Below are 19,512 nucleotides of genomic sequence, written 5' to 3'. Positions count from 1 at the left end.
GGGGGCGAGCACGGCGCTCCCCCCTCCGCCTCCCCCCTCCGCCGGCCGCTGCGTTCCGGAGAGCGCTCCTTACTCCTCCTGCCCGCTCCGCCGCGCTCTCCGCGCCGCTCGCGCCGCTCGCGCGCTCGCCCGCCTCGCCCGTAGCCGCGCCCCGAGCACCCGACCGAGGTAGCTGCCCCAGTAGGTCCAACGCCGCGTCGACTGGAGCAACCCGCTCGGCGCGATCCCCTTCCCCGCCTGGAACGGGTTGAAGCTCAGGGCGTTCTGGTCGATGTCCACCGGCTCGTACAGCTCGATATCGGCCACGGGCATCCAGCGCGCCCGCGCTCCCCTGCGCCGGACCTCGAGCCGCAGCAGCGCGAGCCCCACCGCAGCCGAGCGCTCCAGCCTCTCCAGGCGATTGCCCTTCACCGTCGACGGGCGCAGCGGTACCAGCCGGAACTCCGCGCGACCGAAGCCCTCCACGTCGAAGGGCAGCTGCGCATAATAGTGGTTGTCCAAGAAATCACGCGTCTTCGTCGTGAAGACCGCGATCGGAAGCAGCCACAGGCGCCGCGCGCTCAAGAAGATGAGATCCTGATCGCCGGCGCTCGCCGCCGGGGTCACCTCCTGGCTGTCCCGGAAGCGCACCGCGATCCCCAGGACGTCCGGACGGCGCTCCACCTTGTCGCTCCGCCATCGCCAGATCCCGCCCGACAGCCGCACGAGCGCCGGCCCCCCGAGCCGCTGCGCCAGCGCGCCGACCTCGCCCTCCACCGCGAGCGGCTTCACCCCCGCGCAGTAGACCACGCCGTCCGGGTGGAACAGCCTCGCTCCCCGGAGAAGGCTGCCTTGCCAGGCGATGGGAGACAGGACTCCCCCGATCGCACGCCCAATCGCTTCCAAGAACCGCATCGTGCCCCCCTCGCTCGAACCTGGAGCGCTGGGGGCCCATCGCAAGCCGGGCGCAGCCCGTCAGCCCGCGCCGGCCTTCGCCGTCTCGTCCAGCTCCGGGCCGGTCTCGCGCTGCGCCCGGTGCTCGATCAGGCGCTTCACCACGAGCGTGAAGAGGGCGAGGAGGACGAGCAGCGAGGCGACGGCGAACGCCGCCGAGAAGTGGAACTCGTTGTAGAGCACCTCGACGTGCAGCGGCATCGTGTTGGTCTGACCCCGGATATGGCCGGAGACGACCGACACCGCGCCGAACTCGCCCATCGCCCTCGCGTTGCAGAGCACCACCCCGTAGAGCAGACCCCACTTCGCGTTGGGCAGGGTGATGCGGAAGAACATGCTCCACCCGCTCGCGCCCAGCGACAGCGCCGCGTGCTCCTCGTCCGCCCCCTGGCTCTCCAGGAACGGGATGAGCTCGCGCGCGACGAAGGGGAACGTCACGAACGTCGTCGCCAGGATGATCCCGGGGCGATCGAAGATCACCTGGACGTCGTGATCGAGGAGCCAGGGGCCGATCACCCCGTGCGCACCGAACAGGAGCACGAAGATCATGCCGGAGATCACCGGCGAGACCGCGAACGGCAGGTCGATCAGCGTGACCAGCAGGCTCTTGCCGGTGAACTCGAAGCGCGCGATCGCCCAGGCCGCGGCCACGCCGAAGACCAGGTTGAGCGGCACCGCGATGAGCGCGGTGGTGAGCGTCAGCTCGATCGCGGCCACGGCGTCCGGCGCGGTGATCGCCCGCCAGTAGCCCGAGAGGCCGTCCTTCAGCGCCTCGATGAACACCGCCACGACCGGCAGGAAGAGGAAGAACCCGAGGAACGCGAGCGCCGCCGCCGTGAGCGCCCAGCGCACCGGCGGTGGCTCGGAGGTCGCGCCGCGCACCGCCCCGCGCGACCTCACCCGCAGCTTGCCCGCCGCGCCCGCCATTACGACGCCACCCCGGGCGCGCCGGCCCCCGCGGCCCCCTCGGGCGCCGTCCGCGGCGCCTCGACCGGGCTCCGCGACGAGACGCGCGAGCCGCTCCAGCGCTGGAGTCGGTTGATCACGAACAGGAGCACGAAGGAGCAGAGCAGCATCAGGAGCGCGAGCGCCGTCGCCCCCGCATAGTCGTACTGCTCGAGCTTCGTCATGATGACGAGCGGCATGATCTCGGTCTTGAGCGGCATGTTCCCCGAGATGAACACGACCGACCCGTACTCGCCGAACGCCCTCGCGAACGACATCGCGAACCCGGTGAGGATCGAGGGCCAGAGCGCCGGCAGGAGGATCCGGCGGAAGATCTCGAAGCGGCCCGCGCCGAGCGACGCCGCCGCCTCTTCCTGGTCCACCTCGAGCTCCTCCATCACCGGCTGGACCGTCCGCACGACGAACGGGAGCCCCACGAAGGTGAGCGCGATGACCACGCCGAGGCGGCTGAAGGCGCTCTGGATGCCCAGCGGGTAGAGGAACCGGCCGACCCACCCCTGCTGCGCGTAGATGGCCGTGAGCGCGATGCCCCCGACCGCCGTCGGCAACGCGAACGGCAGATCGACGAGCGCGTCGACGATCGACTTGCCCGGGAAGCTGTAGCGCACGAGCACCCACGCCACGAGCACGCCGAAGACCGCGTTGATGCCCGCCGCGATGAGCGACGCGGAGAAGCTCATCTTCAAGGAGGCGATCGCGCGCGGAGACGTCACCACATCCCAGATCTCGCCGGGCCCCAGCGTCGCTGTCTTGAGGAAGATCATCGACAGCGGCACGAGCACGAGCAGCGACAGGTACGTTACCGTAATCCCCATCGCGAGCCCGAAGCCGGGCAGAACGCTCTGTCGCCGCCAGAGGAGAGCCACAGAAATTTACTTGCCGGCCTGGTAGATCTGGTCGAAGACGCCGCCGTCGGAGAAGTGCGCCTTCTGGGCTTTTTGCCACCCGCCGAACACCTCGTCAATCGAGAAGAGCGCGACCTTCTGGAAGACGCCCTCCGACTCGGCCGCCGCGAGGACCGCGGGATGGCGCGGACGGTAGAAGTGCTTCACCGCGATGCGCTGCCCCTCCTCCGTGTAGAGGAAGTTGAGGTAAGCCTCCGCCGCCGCCCGCGTCCCGCGCTTGTCGACCACCTTGTCGACCACCGCGACAGGGGGCTCGGCGAGGATGCTGATCGACGGCACGACCACCTCGAACTTGTCCTTACCGTTCTGCCCGCTCTGCTTCACCGCGAGCAGCGCCTCGTTCTCCCAGGCGATCAGCACGTCGCCGAGCCCGCGCTCGACGAACGTCGTGGTCGAGCCGCGTGCGCCCGTGTCGAGGACCGGCACGTTCTTGTACAGGCGGCCGACGAAATCCTTCGCCTTGGCCTCGTCGCCGCCCGCCCGCTTCAGCTCGTACCCCCACGCGGCGAGGTAGTTCCACCGCGCGCCGCCGGAGGTCTTCGGGTTCGGCGTGATGACCGCGACGCCCTCCTTCACGAGATCGTCCCAGTCCTTGATGCCCTTCGGGTTGCCCGCGCGCACCAGGAAGACGATGGTCGACGTGTAAGGAGCGCTGTTGTCCTTGAGGCGCGCCTGCCACCCCTCCTTGAGGCGGCCGCTCGGCACGAGCGCGTCGACGTCATAGGCGAGCGCGAGCGTGACCACGTCCGCCTCGAGCCCGTCGATCACCGACCGGGCCTGCTTGCCCGAGCCGCCGTGCGACTGCTTGATGGTGATGTCCTGCCCGCTCTGCTCCTTCCAGCGCTTCGCGAAGGCGGCGTTCACCTCCTCGTAGAGCTCGCGCGTGGGGTCATACGAGACGTTCAGCAGCTGCACCGAGCCCGATTTGCTCGCCTCGCTCTTCGAGCACCCGGCCAGCGCAAGCACGCAGCAGAGCACCATGATCAAGCATCGCATCGCTCGTCCTTACTCCCTCATCCGGTCGCCAGATACCGCGCTTCCCGCTGCGCGAGCGCGTCGAGGAGCTGCTGGAAGCGCGACGCGCCGACGCGGCGGGCCATGAAGGCCGCCCGGCCGAGCTTCTGGCAGAGCTTCTTGGCGAGCAGCACGCCGCCGTGGCTGTTCACGTCGGTCAGCACGATGACGAGGTCGGCCCGCTCGATCGCCGCCCGCATCTCGGCCGCCCCGCGGCCCCCCGTGTTGCCCGTGTGAAACTCCAGACGGTGCCCGGCCTGCAACGCCATCCGCTCCAGCTGCGCCTGGTTGCGATCCAACCCCCCGATCCAGGTGATCCGCATCGCGCCGACTCCTTGCTACCAGCAGCGGGCTCCCGCCGCTATAACGGACGTATCTCACGCTACAGCAGAGGACGCAAGCGGAATCTGACAATATAACGGAGGACACGTCTTGGATACCGGAGGGACACGTGGCGGCTGGGGTCCGGAAACGGTGGGGGGCTACCCGCGCGATCCGTAGGTCATGACGAGGTACATGACCGCCTCGGTGCCGCCCAGGTTGCGGTAGCTGTGGGGGCTGTCGGCCTCGAACAGGATGGCGTCGCCGGTCTCGAGGACGCGCCGCTCGCCGGACACGGTGATCTCCACCGAGCCCTCCGTGACGATCAGGTTCTCCGAGGTGCCGGGGGCGTGCGCGTCGGCGTGCTCCACGGAGCGCGGCGCGAGGCGGAGCTCGTAGAACTCCACGTTGCGCGGCCGATCCATCGGGAAGAGCGCCCGGGAGGAGAAGTCGCCGTTGCGGGAGCGCAGGATGCGCGCGTGCGAGGCCTGCATCACGGTCGTGACCGGCGACGTCGCCTGGCTCATCAGCGCCGAGAACGGGACCCCGAGGGCGCGCGCGATCTTCCAGAGGACGTTGATGGTCGGCGTGCTCTGGCCCAGCTCGATCTGCCCGAGCATCGCCCGGCTCACCCCGGACGCCTTGGCCAGGCGCTCGAGCGACAGGCCGCGCTCGGCCCGGAACCGCTTCAGGTTGGCGGCGACGACCGGCGTGAGGTCCGAGGACTCGTCGAACGCGAGGTCGTCCCCGCCCGGCTCGCTCGCCGGGGGCGGGGGCGGCGGCTCGGCGGTCGCCGCTCGCGCGGATGGCTGGGCTCTGCGTGCCTTCACTGGAGGGGTATCCGCCATGGTGGAGGCCGCGCGTCAAGCAAGCGAGCGCAGACGTCGCTCAGGCGCCGCCGGAGACGGCGTCCGCCACCGCGCTCCTGGCCGGCGGGCGGGGCGCCGGGGGGGAGGCCGCGGGCGCCGCCGCGGGGAGCGCGGTGGGGGTGGTGTGGCCGGTGATGAGCCGGGCGCCGCGCTTGAAGGTGATGTACTGCCACATCCACGCGAACATGACGGCGAAGCGGTTCTTGAAGCCGATGAGGAAGAGCACGTGGACGCCCAGCCAGGCGAGCCACGCGATCGTGCCCGACATCTGCAGGTGCCCGACCCTGGCGATGGCGCGCGAGCGGCCGATGGTCGCCATCGTCCCCTTGTCGCGGTAGGCGAACTGCCCGCGCGGGCGGCCGGCGAGGTCGCCGAGGATGCTGCGCGCGACGAAGCGCCCCTCCTGGATCGCCGCGGGGCTGAGGCCGGGCACCTCGACGCCGTTCCGGTCGCGGAGCATGGCCATGTCGCCGATCGCGAAGGCGTTCGGGTGGCCGGGCAGGGAGCAGTCCGGCTCGACCTTCACGCGGCCGATGCGATCGAGCTCGACCCCGAGGGCGCGCGCGAGCGGGGTGCCGCGGACCCCCGCCGCCCAGATGACGGTCGCGGCGGGGAGGCGCTCGCCGTCCTCGAACTCGACCCCCTGCTCGTCGATGGTCCGGAAGCGGCGGCCCTTGATGACCTCGACCCCGAGCGACGTGAGCTGCTCCTCGGCGCTCGCCGAGAGGCTCTCGGGGAAGGCCTGGAGGATGCGCTGGCCGATCTCGACGAGCAGCACGCGCGAGAGCGAGGCGTCGAGGGAGCGGAAATCGCGCTCGAGGATGTAGCGCGCGAGCTCGGCGAAGGCGCCGGCCATCTCGACGCCGGTGGCGCCGCCGCCGATGACGACGAACGTGAGCAGCCGCCGCCGCGCGGCGGGATCCGCCTCGCGCTCGGCGGCCTCGAAGGCGAGCAGCATGCGCTCGCGGATGGTGAGCGCCTCGTCGAGGTTCTTGAGCGCCGGCGCAAAGCGGGCCCACTCGTCGTGGCCAAAGTAGTTGTTCGCCGCGCCGACCGCGAGGATGAGGTAATCGTACTTCATCGTGTCGGCGTCGACGGTGATGCGCCGCCCGGCGAGATCGACGCCCGTGACCTCGCCGAGCAGGACCCGGACGTTGCGCTGGCGCGAGAGGACCGAGCGGATCGGGACCGCGATGTCGGCCGGCGAGAGGCTGGCGGTCGCCACCTGGTAGAGCAGCGGCTGGAACAGGTGGTGATTGGTCCTGTCGATGAGCGTGACCCGGACGGGCGCGTTGCGGAGCGCCTTTGCCGCGTTCAGGCCGCCGAAGCCTCCGCCGACGATCACGACGTGGGGCTCTTTCGCCGTCGTTGCCATGGTGCCTCCTGGCGAGGAAACGCCTCCTCGGTGGCACGCCGATGGTAGGGGCCGCCGATCAGGGGGGCAAGCTGGGCGCGCGGAGGGCGCGGCCGCCGATCACGCGGCGGCCTGCACGTCCGTGGGCGCGTCGGTCTTCACGTCGATCTTCGGGCCTCGGGCCTCGCCGCGCAGCGCCTCGGCGAGCAGCTTCCGGCCGCGGTGAAGGCGGCTCATGACGGTGCCGACCGGGACGCCCAGCTGCGTCGCTGCGTCCTTGTAGGAGAGCTCCTCGAGGTCCACGAGCACCACGGTGTCGCGGAAGCTCGGCGGGAGCGTCGCGAGCGCGCGCCGCACGCCGGGCGACAGGGCGTGCATGTCGGCGCGGCGCTCGGGCGCGGTCCACGCGCACGGGTCGGTCGCGAGCACGTCGAGGGCGTTGCGCTCGCGGCGGCTGCGCCGGCAGCGGGTGATGAAGACGCTGAAGAGGATCTGGTGCACCCACGCCCGCAGGTTGGTCCCGGGCTCGTAGCTCCCCGCGAACCGGATGGCGCGCTCCACCGTGTCCTGCACGAGGTCCTCCGCCGTCGCGGGCGATCGGGAGAGCCGCAGGGCGCGGCCGAAGAGCTCCGGTGTCATTTCGACAAGGCCCCGGAGCAGCTCGTCGACCGCCGCCCGCGCGCCCGCGCCCGGCGCCGTCCGGGCCGCGCCGAGCGACGGCCCGCGCCCGACCGCGCGTGTCACGCCGGGCGACAGCGGCGCTGGATTCGGGGACCGGGCGGGGGCATGGGCGGGGTGGACGAGCATGGCGGGACCTCCTGCGATGGGCGCTGGCAAGGCAGGTGCCACCGGGGAGATCGCGCGAAGGGCGCGAAGGACGCTGGATGGCGCGGGCGGAGGCACGCGGGCGCGTGTCAAATCGACAGCAGGTCGCCGCGGCCCGTCAGAGTGGCGAAGAGCCCCGCGGCGCGCGCCGGCCTGGCGGGCGCGCCCGCGGGGGCGCCGCGCAGGCGTTCAGCGGCGTGCCCGCGGACCCGGCGCGCCCGCGGGACCTGCGCAGGCGAGCGCGAAGCCCGGCGCGCCCCCTGCGCGTGCCCCGGGTGGCTCCGGTCGTCAGAGCGTCTCGAGGTACGCGACGAGGTCGTCGATCTGGGCCGGCGTGAGCGTCGACGTGACGCCGTGCTTGTCCCCTCCGCCGCACGGCCCGAAGCGATCGTGGAGCGTGGCGGCGCAGCCGTCATGCATGTACGGGGCGCGCGCGGCGAGCCCGCGCAGCGAGGGCACCTGGAAGGCCTTGCCCGTGCCCACGTCGACGGTCTGATCGTTCGTGAGCTTCTCGCCCGAGTGGCACGAGGCGCAGCCCACGGCGGCGTCCTCGAAGAGCGCCTCGCCGCGCTGGACGGCGGCCGGATCCGCCGGCTCAGACACGGGAACGGGCTTGATCGTGTCGAGCCACGACGCGAAGGCCTCGACGCGCTCGGGGCGCTGGTGGATGCCTCCCATCCGCTGCTCGAAGACCTCGCTCATGATGGCGTCGAGGTCGGTCATGTCGCCGTCCCAGTGCAGCGGCGCGGTCTCGAGGATGCCGCCCACGAGCGATTGCGTGCGGCGCGCTCCGATGGGATTGAAGGACCACGACCGGCCGTCGTCCTGCCCCTCCGGATGGCACGACGCGCACGCGATCGCCATCTGCACCTCCACGTCTTGGATGCCGTGAAAGAGGGCGTGGCCCGAGTCGAGCCGGCGCTCGCCGGGGAGCAGGAAGGTGGCGACGTGGGCGCCGCTCACGGCCCCGAAGCGGAGGACGCTCGGCGGCTCCCGCAGCTGCACGAGCAGGTTGCTCGCCTCGTCGTAACCGACGGCGATGGGCTCGCCGGGCACCGGGATGGAGCGCTGGTCGCGGAAGGACGCGCAGTCGTCGACGGCCCCGGTCTGCTCGGTCTGCTCGAGCACGTCGAGCGGCGTCTCGATCACCGTGCGGCTCCCCGCCATCACGATGGCGCCGCGGAACCCGTCGGGCGATATCGCCATGTCGACGGGGAGCAGGCCAAAGGGGAGGCCGCCCGCGCCCGGCGCGGGCGACGCGGGCGTCGGGTTGGCCTCGCTGGGCAGCGGTCGCAGGAGGGTCACCGCCGGCTGAACCACGGTCGTGCTGCAGTCGAACCCCGAGTAGCCGCCCTGCGTCGAATCGTCGATGTCGATCGGGTTCACGAGGCTGCGCTGGTGCACCATGGCCACGCCGCCCCCGGGCAGCGGGATCGTCCTCCAGGCCACCGCCGGCTCGAACGTGCGCCCGAACCGCTCCTGGACGTAGACCGGCGGCTTCACGCGCTCGGCCACGGCGCCGTCGTCCGAGACGACGAGGAGCTCGGACGACCGGAACCGGCTCACGAGGAGCGCGTCCCCCTCGATCACCACGTCGCGCAGGTCGCGGTCGAGGCGCAGCTCGCGGACGGGCGGGGCCTCGAGGTCGGAGGAGAGCGTGACGAGCTCCCCGCCCGCGCACGCCACGTGGAGCAGGTCGGCCGCGGCGTCGTAGGCGACGCCGCGCGGCGCGGGGCAAACGGGCCTGCGGTGCATCTGCTGGGTCGCGAGATCGATCGTGACGACGGCGCCGCCGCGGCGGAGCGCCACGTGGGCCGTGCCGGGCGGGCCCTCGGTCACGCGCCCCGGCTCGTCGCCCTCTTCCAGGGGGAGGACGGTCTCCACCTCGAGGGTGCCGAGGTCGATGATGGAGATCCTGTCGCGATCCGGGTCCGCGGCGACGACGAGGTCCTTGTCGGCCGTGACCAGGAGCGTGCCGCCGCTGATGGGCGGCGGCGGTACGGCGGACACGTCGACGTGCTGATCGCCGAACGAGCCTCCGCCCACCCCCCCGACGCCCACCGAGAAGCCCCCCGCGAAGCCTTCCGCGAAGCCCCCCGCGAAGCCCCCCGTCGCCGTGGAGCTGTCGGGAGACGGAAACCAGTCCTCGTAATCATCACATCCGGCGATGGCCGCAGCGGCGAGCGCGACGAGCCACGTTGCGACGCGAGCTTTCATCATGCCTCCTCCGCCCGGCGCCGCCCCGCGAACGCGGCCCGAGCGTGCCTCGAATTTCGGACAACAGCGCTGGAGCTCGGCTCCGCGGGCGTGCGATGATCCACGCCATGAAAAACGTCGCGGTCCTCGGATCCGGGATTGTCGGGCAGGTGCTGGCCGACGGGTTCCTCAAGCACGGTTACAACGTGATGCGCGCCACGCGCGAGCCATCGAAGCTCGCGAGCTGGCAGTCGGACGCGGGACCGAACGCTCGCGTAGGGACGTTCGCGGAGGCGGCGCAGTTCGGGAGCATCGTCGTGCTCGCCGTGAAGGGGACGGCGGCGGAGCAGGCGGTGGATCTCGCGGGCCCCGGGGCGCTCGCGGGGAAGACGGTCATCGACGCGACGAACCCCATCGCGGACGAGCCGCCCGTCAACGGGGTGCTCAAGTTCTTCACGGGGCCGAACGAGTCGCTGCTCGAGAGGCTCGCGCGGCGCGCGCCGGACGCGCATTTCGTGAAGGCTTTCTCGTCCGTCGGCAGCGTGTGGATGGTGAATCCGGACTTCGATGGCGTTCGCCCGACGATGTTCATCTGCGGCGACAACGCCCGCGCGAAGAAGGAGGTGGAGGGAATCCTCGACGCGTTCGGGTGGGAGACCGAGGACATGGGCGGCGTGGAGGCGGCGCGCGCGATCGAGCCGCTCTGCATGCTCTGGTGCATCCCCGGGCTGCTGAACAACCGGTGGACGCACGCGTTCAAGCTCCTGAAGAAGTGACGGGACGAGTGAGGGGTTTCTCGTAAGGGGTTGTGGCTTGGATCGTGGGGGAGCATTGTCCGCGCCCGTCTTCCATGTCCCGTCTCCCCTCTCCCGTCTCCCGTCTCCCGTCCCCCGTGCGCGTGCGCGTGCGCGTGCGCGATATGGATTGAGAAGAGCCATGCTCCCGAACCCTCACAGGGGAAAGCCCTGCAGTTGAGAGGACAGAGACAGCGCCCATTCGAGCAAAACCGAAGAGCATCGCGCACGCGCACGCGCACGCGCACGGGGGACGGGAGAGGGGAGACGGAAGACGGGGGACGGAAGACGGGGGACGGAAGACGGGGGACCGGGGCACCCGAGATCCGAGCCGTGAACGGAGGCTTCTACTCTTCGCGGCTCGTCCCCCGAAACGCCGTCTAGACCTGGCCGGACAGCGGATCGACTCCTGCAGCGAGCGCGGCGATCAGGCCGGGGACGAGCTCCGCGATCTCGCTCGCGAGCAGCCCCCGGTCGCTGCCCGTCTGCGCGCGCCACACGTCCCCGGCGAGCGCGTGGATCAACACCCCCGCGCTCACGGCGGCCGAAGGCTCCATCGAGCACAGCAGCGCCGCGATCATCCCGGTCAGGACGTCGCCCGATCCGGCCGTGGCGAGCGCCGGGTTGCCCGCCATGCAGATGAGCATGCGGCCGTCCGGGAGCGCGATGACCGTGCGCGCCCCCTTCAGCAGGACGATCGCCCCGGTGCGGGCCACCGCCTCGCGCACGGCGCCGAAGCGGTCCTCCTCGACGGCCCGCGCGCTGCGGCCCAGCAGCCGGCCGAGCTCGCCGGAGTGCGGCGTCAGGACGAGGCGCCCGCGCGCGGTCGCGAGCGCCTCGGGGCGGCCGGCGAAATGCGTCAGGGCGTCCGCGTCGACGACCTTCAGGCCGTCCCAGCCGAGCACGACGTGATCCACCGCGGCCCGCGCCCGCTCGTCGAGGCCGAGGCCAGGGCCGATCGCGACCGCACGCCGCCCGGCGAGCGCGCCGTCGAGCGACGCGGCGATGCGGTCCGGATCGATCGAGGTCGTCATCAGCTCCACGACGCGCGACTCCATCGCGGGCGCGGCGTCGGCCCAGGTGCAGATCGTCACGAGGCCCGCGCCCGTGCGCATCGCCGCGCGCGCCGTCAGCAGCGCGGCGCCGAGCTTGCCGGACGACCCGGCGATCACGAGCACGTTGCCCGCCTGGTGCTTGTAGACGCTCGCCTCGCGCGGGCGCAACGACGCGCCGACCGTCTCCTTGCGGATGACCTCCGCGACGTGGCCCACCTCGGCGAGGATCGGCCGGTCCGGGACGCCGAGATCGACCACGTGGACGTTGCCGGCGAGCCGCGCGCCCTCGGGCGTGAGCAGGCCGATCTTGAGGTGGCCGAACGTGACGGTCTCGTCGGCCTGCACCGCGGCGCCGAGCGGCGCGCCGCTGTCGGCGTCGAGGCCGGAGGGCACGTCGAGCGCGATGCAGAGGCAGGTCGCCGTGTTGAGGACGCCGATGACGTCGGCGAGGTGGCCCTCGATCGGGCGGTCGAGGCCCGTGCCGAAGAGGGCGTCGACCACGAGATCGGCCTCCGCGAGCGCGGCCTCGAGCGGGGCGAGCGGCGCGCCCGGGGGGAGCTCGGTCAGCGCGCCGCCGAGATCGACGTACGCGTCGTGGTTGATGCGGCTGTCGCCGGTGACCTTCTCGGACGAGGCCGCCAGGAAGACCTGGACCTCCGCGCCGCGGGCGAGGAGGTGGCGCGCCACGACGAAGCCGTCGCCGCCGTTGTTGCCGGCGCCGCAGACGACGACGACGCGGGCGTGGAGCGGGTACGTCGCGGGCTGGCCGGGGCTCGGGACGTGCCGCACCGGGAACGCGCGCACCCGCGCCGCGCGGGCGTCGTCGGCGTCGCGGCGGCCGTTGGGCGGCGGCGGTACGCTCCCCCCGGACCGAGGGCCGCCGCCGGAGGCCAGCGTCGCCGGCCAGAGCGCCTTGGCGGGCGCGGCCAGGTGCGGCGGCGGCGCAGGGCGCGCGGCGTGGCCAGGGAGCGCGGCGTGGCCGGGGAGCGCGGCGTGGCCGGGGAGCGCGGCGTGGCCGGACGGCGCAGCGCTGCGCGCCTCGATGATCGCCGAGATCACGTCGGCGGCCCCGCGGCCCGCGTTCTCCATGAGGACCACGCCGGGTACGTGGCAATGGTTGATCGCGTGCTTGTCGAAGGCGCGCATCTGCGCGCGCGAGAGGACCGGAATCACGAGCGCTCTTTCCCTTCGTCGTCCAGGTGGGGTCGGCCTTCGCCGCCCGCGTCATTCGTCGTCGGGGCTCGGCGCTCGCCGTCCCCTTCCAGGATCACCACCGCCGCCGCCACGCCGGCGTCGTGCGTGATCGACAGGTGCACCCGCGTGACGCCCAGGCGCTCCGCGAGCGCGCGCGCCGGACCGTGGAGCGCCATCGTCGGCGGCGTGCGCGGCGCGCCGCGGACCTCCAGGTGGTGCCAGCCGACCCCCGGCGCCCCGGCCAGCGCCTTCACCACCGCCTCCTTCGCGGCGAAGCGACCCGCGAGCGCCGTCGCCCGGTCGACACGATGCGCGAGCGAGCGCCGCTCGGGCTCGGACAGCACGCGCTCCCAGAACCGATCCCCCCACCGCTCGAGCGCCTCCTCCATCCGTCCGATGCCGCACACGTCGATGCCGATGCCGAGGATCACGCGGCCACCTCGACGGGCCGGCGGCCCGGCACGGGCGCGGCGGCCGGCGGGGCGCCCTCGCAGGCGACGCTCGTCGCGGCGCGATCGCCGGAACGGAGACACGGGGGGAAGGCCATGGGGGCGACTCTACCCTATTCAATGGCGACGCCTCGTGAAACGCGATCCGCGTCTCCCTCGATCGCGGAGAAACGCCCTCGTGGGGCGCGCGCCGGCGGGCCGCACGCCCGGCGCGCGGCAGGCGGCCGCGGCCTCCGGCGCCGGCGCAGCGCGGCGAGCGCGGCCGCGGGCATCGCCGGAGGGCGCCGATCGCGGCTAGCATCTCCACGCGGCGCCCATGCAGACAGCCCTCGATCTGACGGTCATGCTCCCGCCGAGCGCCTACGACTACGGCGAGCGCTCGTCGGGCGAGACCCACGGCGTGGTGCTGACCAAACCGCACGTCGTCAATCTCATCCTCGACCTCGCGGGCTACACGGCGGACCGGGATCTCGCGTCGCTGTCGCTGCTCGAGCCGGCCTGCGGCCACGGCGCGTTCCTCGTGCCGGCCGCCGAGCGGCTGATCCAGTCGGCGCGCCGCCACGACCGCGACCTCCTGCAAATCGCGTCCGCGATCCGGTCGTACGACGTCGCGCGCGATCACGTCGACCGCTCCCGCCTCGCCGTCGCCGGCGCGCTCGCCCGGCTCGGGCTGCCCCACGGCGACGCAGAGCGCCTCGCGGAGGCCTGGATCGCCCACGGCGACTTCCTGCTCACCAGCCAGGGCCGCCGCTTCGACGCGGTGGTCGGAAACCCGCCCTACGTCCGGATCGAGCAGCTCTCGCCCGAGCTGCAGGAGGAGTATCGCCAGCGGTACAGGTCGCTCTACGACCGCGCCGATCTCTACGTCGCGTTCATCGAGCGCGGCCTCGAGCTCCTCGCGCCCGGCGGGGTGCTCTCGTTCATCTGCGCCGACCGGTGGACCCTCAACCGGTACGGCGCCCCGCTCCGCCGCATGCTCTCGAGGTGGTTCCGGGTGCAGTGCTACGTCGACCTGCACCGCGCCTCCCCGTTCGAGTCGGACGTCGTCGCCTATCCGTCGATATTCGCCGTGTCGCCCGGCAAGACAGGGAGCGTCCCGGTCGCGACGCTGTACACCGCCTCTCCGGAGGAGTGCGAGGCCGCGTCCGCGGCCCTGCGGGGCGCGCCGGAGCGCGGCGACGGCGTCGCCGTGTCGGAGTACCCCTCCTGGTTCGAGGGCGACGACCCGTGGGTGCTCAGCTCCCCGGAGCACCTCGAGGCCCTGCGCGCCCTCGAGGCGCGGTTCGCGCCGATCGAGGAGGTGGGCGGGACCCGCGTCGGCATCGGCGTCGCCACCGGAAGCGACCGGATCTACATCGTCGGCGACGAGGTCGATATCGAGCGCGACCGCCTCGTGCCGCTCGTCATGCGAGACCAGCTCGACGGCGGCCGCGTCCGGGACGCCGGGCGGTTCGTCATCAACACGTTCGGCGACGACGGCAAGGTGGTCAATCTGGAAGACTATCCGAAGCTCGCCGGATACCTGCGCGCCCACGAGGCCGAGATCAGGAAGCGCTACATCGCCCAGAGGAGCGCCGCGAGCTGGTTTCGCACCATCGATCGCGTGGTCCCCGGGCTCGCCTCCGCCCCGAAGCTCCTCATCCCCGACATCGCAGGATCCAACGAGGTGGTCTACGAGGAGGGCAGGTTCCTCCCGCACCACAACCTCTACTTCGTCACGTCGGAGGCCTGGGACATGGAGGCGCTCGGCGGGCTGCTCAGCTCCAGGGTCGCCCTCTTCTTCGTGTGGTCGTACGCGGTCAAGATGCGCGGCGGCTACCTGCGCTTCCAGGCCCAGTACCTGCGGCGCATCCGCCTGCCCGCGCCGGCGAGCGTCCCAGAGGAGCTGCTCGGCGATCTCCGTGGCTCGTTCCGGCAGCGCGATTTCCACCGCCTCGACGCGCTCGCGCTCCGCGCGTACGGCATCGACGCGCTCCCGGGGTTCAGCTTCCTCGACACGAGGAGATAGCGCGCTATCGGGCGCCGGGCGCGGCGTGATACCGTCGCGCCTCCACACAACGTTCGCGGGCGAGGGACGAACGGATGACGGCGGAGAAGATCGAGTGCGCTAGCCGTATCGAGGCGGTCGTCGTGTACGCGCGCGGGGCGATCGTCACCCGCCGCGTCGAGCTCGCGGCGCCCCTGCCCCGCGGGGCGCTCGAGATCTCGGTGCCGGGGGTCACGCCCCTCGCCGAGCCGGGGAGCTTCCGCGCGCTCGTGGCGGCCGCGGGCGCCCCGCCGGACGCGGCGGCCGCCGCGCCGCGCGAGGTCGTCGGCGTGCGCGCGCGGCTCGCCGTGCCCCCGGCGCCCGTCTCGCGGGGCGCGCTCTCGGCGCAGCTCCGCGAGCTCGAGCTCGCGATCGAGCGCCTGTCGGCCGAGCACGACCACCTCCGCCGCTGGCGCGACCAGCTCGGGGCCGTCGCGCTCCACCCGGAGCTCGCGCGGCGCTTCCGGCCGGGCGACCCGGCGGCCCGGATCCGCGACGCCCTCGCGGTGAGCGGCCTGCTCTCGGGCGAGCTCGCCGCGCTCGACGCCCGCCTGGCCGCGCTCGAGGACGAGCTCGAGCGCGCCCGCAAGGAGCTCCGCTCCGCGCAGCTCGACGCCGCCCAGGCGACCAGCGGCGAGCTCGAGGAGCGCGCGCCGGCGCGCCTCGACGTGATCGTGCGGCTCGCGCCGGCGCGCGACGGGTCGGGCGGCGAGCCGGCGCTCCGGCTCGAGTACGCGGTCGGCGCCGCGCGGTGGTGGCCCGCCTACGCGGCGCGGTTCTCGCGCGGCGCGACCGAGGTCGCGCTGCAGCTCGACGCCCTCGTCGCCCAAGCGTCCGGCGAGGACTGGAAGGGCGTTCGCGTCGCGCTCGCCACCGCCGACCTCGTGCAGGACACGCGGCTGCCGGAGCTCGCCTCGCTCCGGCTGAGCCGCGCGCAGCGCCCCCCGCGCCGCGGCTACCGCCCCGCGCCGGAGGGCCTCGACGCCATGTTCGAGGGGTTCGACCGCTTCGTCGCCGCCCTCCCCCCGCCGGCCGCGAAGACCACGGCCGCCCCGGCGGAGCTCCCGCCCCCCGCGCCCGACGACGACGACGAGCCCACGCTGAGCCGGGCCGCGCCGGGCCAGACCAGCGACGATCTGCGCGAGGCGATGGTCCGCATGGCGCCTCCGGCCGGCGGGGCCGCGCTGCCGCCGCCGCCTCGCGCCGGAGCCGCCCCACCGCCGATGCGGCGGGAGCGCACCGCGGCCCCGCAGCCGCCGCCGCCCCCGGCGCCGGCCGCCGCGCCGATGCCGCTCGCCGCGCCGATGCCGGCCGCCGCGGCGCGCAAGTCGCGCGGGCTGTCGCTCCCCTCGTTCGGCGGCGGCTACGGCGGCCCGCCCCCGCCGCAGGCGCTCCAGGCCAGCGCGCCCGAGGCGCCCATGGCCGCCTTCGCCCACGACGCGAGCGTCGAGCGCTGGGCCGGCGCGGCCGACGAGCTGCTCGACCACGGCGACGAGCTCGAAGGCGCGGGCGCGGCCCCGGCGCCGGTCGAGCCCGCGCAGGTCGAAGGGTGGCTCGACTTCGACGCGCTGCACCTCCCCGGGACAGGCCCGCAGCGCGGCCGGCTCGCGCGCGACGAGCCGGGGCCCGCGAGGCGCGCCGCGCGGCGGGCGCAGATGGCCATCGACGACCTCGGCCCGCCGCCCCGGGCCGTGGACCCGCGCGACTCGCGCGGGCAGTTCGACCACCTCTACGCGGGCGAGAGCGCCGCCGACGTGCCGTCGAACGGCAGGCTCCACCGCGTCGCGCTGAGCGCCGCGCGCGCCCCGGCGACGCCGCGGTTCGTCGCCGTGCCGCGCGAGGCCGCCGAGGTCTACCGCGAGGCGCGCGTCGAGAACCCGTTCGACGCCCCGCTGCTCGCCGGGCCGGTCGAGATCTTCGTCGACGGCGCCCTCGCCGCGCAGTCCTCGCTCGGGCACGTCGATCGGGGCGGCCTCCTCCGCGCCGGCCTCGGCGTCGAGGAGCGGATCCGGGTCGCGCGGAACGCCCGCGTGGAGGAGTCGAGCGCCGGCCTGCTCGGCGGCTCGCTCTCGGTCGAGCACGCGATCACCATCGACCTCTCCTCGTCGCTCGGCGTGGGCGTCGAGGTCGAGGTCCTCGACCGCATCCCGGTGACCGACGACAAGGACGTCGAGATCAAGCTGGTCTCGTCGCACCCGAGGGCCGAGCCATACACCCAGGAGGACCTCGGCGAGCCCGTGCGCGGCGGGCTGCGCTGGCGCGTGCCGATCGCGCCCGGCGGCAAGGCCTCGGTCGCCTTCACCTACCGCGTGGTGCTCTCCTCCAAGAACGAGATCGTCGGCGGTAACCGTCGGGAATAACAGGAGAAATAGGCGCACCATGGCGACGGTGACGAGTGCGAGCGGTTCGGACCGGGCGGAGCGGAGCGCCGGCGGCGGAGACGCCGGCGGCGGGGCCGAAGGCGGGGCGAGCGCCGCCGAGGGGGCGCCCCACCCGAGCGCCGCGCGCGCGGTGACGCTGTTCGAGGATCGCGCCGAGGTCGTGCGCGCCGCGCGCGTCGAGGTCGGGGCCGGGGCGCAGTGGATCGCGATCGGCGGGGTGTCGGTGTTCGTCGACGAGCGCACCGTGCAGGCGCGCATCGCGGGCGCGGGCGCCGAGGGCGCGGTCCGGGTGACGGCGGCGCGCGTGCGGTGGAGGGCGCACCGGGAGGCGGCGCTCGGGCGCGAGGCGATCGACGCGCTTTCGCGCGAGCAGCGCGAGGCGTCCCGCCGGGCCGGCGCCGCCGAGCGCGCGCGGGACCGGGCGTCGCGCCGCGAGGCGCACCTCGACCAGCTGCTGGCGAAGTGGGCGCAGGCGATGAGCGAGGTCCCGAAGGACGCCGGCGAGCCCGCGCGCCTTGCCTCGTGGCGCGCCGGCGTCGAGGCCCTGCACGCGGCGCTGGCCGAGGCCCTCGGCGCGTCGGCCGACGCGCGCGCGGCGCGGGCGCACGCCGAGGACGACGCCCGGCGCGCCGCGGCGCGGCTGCGCGAGGGGTCGATCGAGCAGCCGCGCTACGAGGCGGTGGTCGAGGTCGAGGTGCACGCGCCCGCGCCGCAGCCCGTCGAGATCGAGCTGACGTACCGCGTCGCGTGCGCGATCTGGCGCCCCGAGCACCTGGCGCGGCTCTCGGTGCCTCCCGCGGGCGCCGCCGCGGCAGGCGCGGCCGCGGCCGGCGCGGGCGGCGCCGGGCCGCAGGGCGCCGGCGGCTCGGTCGAGCTCACCACCTGGGCCGCGGCGTGGCAGGCGACGGGCGAGGCCTGGGAGAACGTCACCGCGCGCTTCTCGACCGCGCGGCCGTCGCGGAGCGCCGAGGCGCCGCTGCTCGCGGACGACGTCCTCCGCGCGCGGCGCAGGGCGGAGATCGACCGCCGCCGCGTCGTCGTCGAGGCGCGCGACCAGGCCATCGCCACGGCCGGGCTCGGCCGCGGGGCGCGGGCGGTCGACGAGATGCCGGGCGTGGACGACGGGGGCGAGCCGCTGATCTTCGAGGCGGCGGAGCCGGTGACCCTGCCCTCCGACGGCCGCCCGACGCGCATCGAGATCGCGCGGCGCTCGCTGCCGGCCGAGCTCGCGCTGGTGCTGTACCCCGAGGCCCACCCCGCGGCGCACCTGCGCGCGACCGTGACGCTGGACGGCGGCGGCGCCGGCGGGCGGCCGCGCCCGCTGCTCGCGGGCCCGGTGAAGGTCGCGCGCGGCGGCAGCCTCATCGGCCGCGCCCGGCTCGACTTCGTCGGCGCCGGGGAGCCGTTCGAGCTCGGCTTCGGCGTGGACGACGCGGTGCGCGTACGGCGCACCGTGGACGAGGAGCAGGACACCTCGGCGATCACCGGCAGCCGCAAGATCCGCCGGCGCGTGAAGCTCTCGCTCTCCAACCTCTCCAGCGACGTGAAGCGGGTGCTGGTCACCGAGCGGATCCCGGTCAGCGAGGTGGCCGACGTCGAGATCGCGCTCGGCGAGGCCCCCGGCTGGACGCTCGACGAGGAGGACGGCTTCCTCCGCGGCCGCGTCGAGCTGCCGCCGAAGGGGCTGAAGACGATGTCGTTCAGCTACGAGCTCCGCGCCGCCGCGAGCGTGGTGTTGCCGTTCTGAAATGCCATCGCCACCGTCGCGATCCTCGCGAGGAGCGCCGTTGACAGGACGCCGCACGCTTCTGTAACTGATGGATTCTCCAGCAGCTTCACTCGCCGAGGAGGAGGATCGCCATGAGGCAGCAGATCGACGGGGCCGTGGTGCTGACCGCGGCCGACGAAGACGCCACCGAGTATTTGCCCAACAGGGGCGTCTTCTTCGCGCAGCTGCTGGGGAGAGGGCTCGGGCAGGCCTTCGGCTTCTACAAGGGCACGATGGCCCCCGGCTGCGAGATCTCGCGCGAGCTCCACACCGAGACCACCGAGACCATCTACATCCTCTCCGGCAAGGCGCTCGGCATCGTCGGCGACCGCGAGGTGCCGCTCGGCCCCGGCCAGATGATGCACGTCGACAAGAACGTGCACCACGGGCTGCGCAACGCGGGCGCCGGGCCGCTGGAGTTCCTCGTCATCGGCCACCCCGACTTCTGATCGCGCGGTCCGC

16 protein-coding genes are annotated in these 19,512 nt (G+C 73.6%); 5 read left to right on the top strand and 11 right to left on the bottom strand.

Features of this window, described 5'->3' with window-relative positions; genetic code table 11:
• Nucleotides 1–69: 69 nt before the first annotated feature.
• The 9 genes from WME83_RS02895 to WME83_RS02855 form a co-directional block, all read right to left on the bottom strand.
• The gene (locus WME83_RS02895; RefSeq protein WP_437317737.1) at nt 70–894 is read right to left on the bottom strand and encodes a hypothetical protein; all 825 of its coding nucleotides are present in this window, start codon (nt 892–894) and stop codon (nt 70–72) included.
• Nucleotides 895–954: 60 nt separating this feature from the next.
• Nucleotides 955–1,860 (bottom strand): sulfate ABC transporter permease subunit CysW, encoded by a 906-nt coding sequence (gene cysW, locus WME83_RS02890; protein WP_437317736.1) that lies wholly within the window; start codon nt 1,858–1,860, stop codon nt 955–957.
• Nucleotides 1,860–2,765, bottom strand: a complete 906-nt coding sequence (cysT, locus tag WME83_RS02885) for a sulfate ABC transporter permease subunit CysT (protein ID WP_437317735.1) — start codon at nt 2,763–2,765, stop codon at nt 1,860–1,862. Before cysT ends, cysW begins: the two co-directional genes overlap by 1 nt.
• Nucleotides 2,766–2,771: 6 nt before the next feature.
• On the bottom strand, nt 2,772–3,800 hold the full coding sequence (locus WME83_RS02880; RefSeq protein ID WP_437317734.1) for a sulfate ABC transporter substrate-binding protein: 1,029 nt from the start codon (nt 3,798–3,800) through the stop codon (nt 2,772–2,774).
• Nucleotides 3,801–3,817: 17 nt separating this feature from the next.
• On the bottom strand, nt 3,818–4,141 hold the full coding sequence (locus WME83_RS02875) for a DUF2325 domain-containing protein (RefSeq protein ID WP_437317733.1): 324 nt from the start codon (nt 4,139–4,141) through the stop codon (nt 3,818–3,820).
• Nucleotides 4,142–4,300: 159 nt separating this feature from the next.
• Nucleotides 4,301–4,969, bottom strand: coding sequence for a helix-turn-helix domain-containing protein (locus WME83_RS02870; protein ID WP_437317732.1), 669 nt, complete (start codon nt 4,967–4,969; stop codon nt 4,301–4,303).
• A 58-nt stretch (nt 4,970–5,027) separates the two neighbouring features.
• On the bottom strand, nt 5,028–6,383 hold the full coding sequence (locus WME83_RS02865) for an NAD(P)/FAD-dependent oxidoreductase (protein WP_437317731.1): 1,356 nt from the start codon (nt 6,381–6,383) through the stop codon (nt 5,028–5,030).
• A 99-nt stretch (nt 6,384–6,482) separates the two neighbouring features.
• Entirely contained in the window at nt 6,483–7,169 is a 687-nt protein-coding gene (locus WME83_RS02860) for an RNA polymerase sigma factor (protein WP_437317730.1), read from the bottom strand.
• A 306-nt stretch (nt 7,170–7,475) separates the two neighbouring features.
• A complete protein-coding gene (locus tag WME83_RS02855; protein WP_437317729.1) occupies nt 7,476–9,407 on the bottom strand; it encodes a c-type cytochrome in 1,932 nt (643 codons plus the stop codon).
• A 104-nt stretch (nt 9,408–9,511) separates the two neighbouring features.
• On the opposite strand from WME83_RS02855, the gene WME83_RS02850 reads away from it, so the two are divergent.
• On the top strand, nt 9,512–10,159 hold the full coding sequence (locus WME83_RS02850) for an NADPH-dependent F420 reductase (RefSeq protein WP_437317728.1): 648 nt from the start codon (nt 9,512–9,514) through the stop codon (nt 10,157–10,159).
• 398 nt (nt 10,160–10,557) lie between these two features.
• On the opposite strand, the gene WME83_RS02845 is transcribed toward WME83_RS02850, so the two are convergent.
• Together WME83_RS02845 and WME83_RS02840 are read right to left on the bottom strand one after the other, a co-directional pair.
• Nucleotides 10,558–12,405, bottom strand: coding sequence for an NAD(P)H-hydrate dehydratase (locus WME83_RS02845; RefSeq protein ID WP_437317727.1), 1,848 nt, complete (start codon nt 12,403–12,405; stop codon nt 10,558–10,560).
• On the bottom strand, nt 12,402–12,857 hold the full coding sequence (locus tag WME83_RS02840) for a holo-ACP synthase (protein WP_437317726.1): 456 nt from the start codon (nt 12,855–12,857) through the stop codon (nt 12,402–12,404). Before WME83_RS02840 ends, WME83_RS02845 begins: the two co-directional genes overlap by 4 nt.
• A 334-nt stretch (nt 12,858–13,191) precedes the next feature.
• On the opposite strand from WME83_RS02840, the gene WME83_RS02835 reads away from it, so the two are divergent.
• The 4 genes from WME83_RS02835 (at nt 13,192) to WME83_RS02820 (ending at nt 19,499) form a co-directional block, all read left to right on the top strand.
• Nucleotides 13,192–14,883: an Eco57I restriction-modification methylase domain-containing protein gene (locus WME83_RS02835; RefSeq protein ID WP_437317725.1), complete on the top strand. Its 1,692-nt coding sequence runs from the start codon at nt 13,192–13,194 to the stop codon at nt 14,881–14,883.
• Between the two features lie 74 nt (nt 14,884–14,957).
• Nucleotides 14,958–17,261, top strand: a complete 2,304-nt coding sequence (locus WME83_RS02830) for a DUF4139 domain-containing protein (RefSeq protein WP_437317724.1) — start codon at nt 14,958–14,960, stop codon at nt 17,259–17,261.
• A gap of 19 nt (nt 17,262–17,280) precedes the next feature.
• Nucleotides 17,281–19,029: a DUF4139 domain-containing protein gene (locus WME83_RS02825; RefSeq protein WP_437317723.1), complete on the top strand. Its 1,749-nt coding sequence runs from the start codon at nt 17,281–17,283 to the stop codon at nt 19,027–19,029.
• 113 nt (nt 19,030–19,142) lie between these two features.
• A complete protein-coding gene (locus WME83_RS02820) occupies nt 19,143–19,499 on the top strand; it encodes a cupin domain-containing protein (RefSeq protein WP_437317722.1) in 357 nt (118 codons plus the stop codon).
• Nucleotides 19,500–19,512: the final 13 nt, after the last annotated feature.

The organism is Sorangium sp. So ce385 (genome assembly GCF_051474135.1).
GTDB classification, from domain to species: domain Bacteria; phylum Myxococcota_A; class Polyangia; order Polyangiales; family Polyangiaceae; genus Sorangium; species Sorangium cellulosum_D.
This window is presented reverse-complemented; position numbering and strand designations above follow the sequence as displayed.

Coding starts and splice junctions, on each gene's coding strand:
- WME83_RS02895 (WP_437317737.1), bottom strand. CDS start 894: ATGCGGTTCTTGGAAGCGATTGGGCGTGCGATCGGGGGAGTCCTGTCT.
- cysW (WP_437317736.1), bottom strand. CDS start 1,860: ATGGCGGGCGCGGCGGGCAAGCTGCGGGTGAGGTCGCGCGGGGCGGTG.
- WME83_RS02880 (WP_437317734.1), bottom strand. CDS start 3,800: ATGCGATGCTTGATCATGGTGCTCTGCTGCGTGCTTGCGCTGGCCGGG.
- WME83_RS02875 (WP_437317733.1), bottom strand. CDS start 4,141: ATGCGGATCACCTGGATCGGGGGGTTGGATCGCAACCAGGCGCAGCTG.
- WME83_RS02865 (WP_437317731.1), bottom strand. CDS start 6,383: ATGGCAACGACGGCGAAAGAGCCCCACGTCGTGATCGTCGGCGGAGGC.
- WME83_RS02860 (WP_437317730.1), bottom strand. CDS start 7,169: ATGCTCGTCCACCCCGCCCATGCCCCCGCCCGGTCCCCGAATCCAGCG.
- WME83_RS02855 (WP_437317729.1), bottom strand. CDS start 9,407: ATGATGAAAGCTCGCGTCGCAACGTGGCTCGTCGCGCTCGCCGCTGCG.
- WME83_RS02850 (WP_437317728.1), top strand. CDS start 9,512: ATGAAAAACGTCGCGGTCCTCGGATCCGGGATTGTCGGGCAGGTGCTG.
- WME83_RS02835 (WP_437317725.1), top strand. CDS start 13,192: ATGCAGACAGCCCTCGATCTGACGGTCATGCTCCCGCCGAGCGCCTAC.
- WME83_RS02830 (WP_437317724.1), top strand. CDS start 14,958: ATGACGGCGGAGAAGATCGAGTGCGCTAGCCGTATCGAGGCGGTCGTC.
- WME83_RS02825 (WP_437317723.1), top strand. CDS start 17,281: ATGGCGACGGTGACGAGTGCGAGCGGTTCGGACCGGGCGGAGCGGAGC.
- WME83_RS02820 (WP_437317722.1), top strand. CDS start 19,143: ATGAGGCAGCAGATCGACGGGGCCGTGGTGCTGACCGCGGCCGACGAA.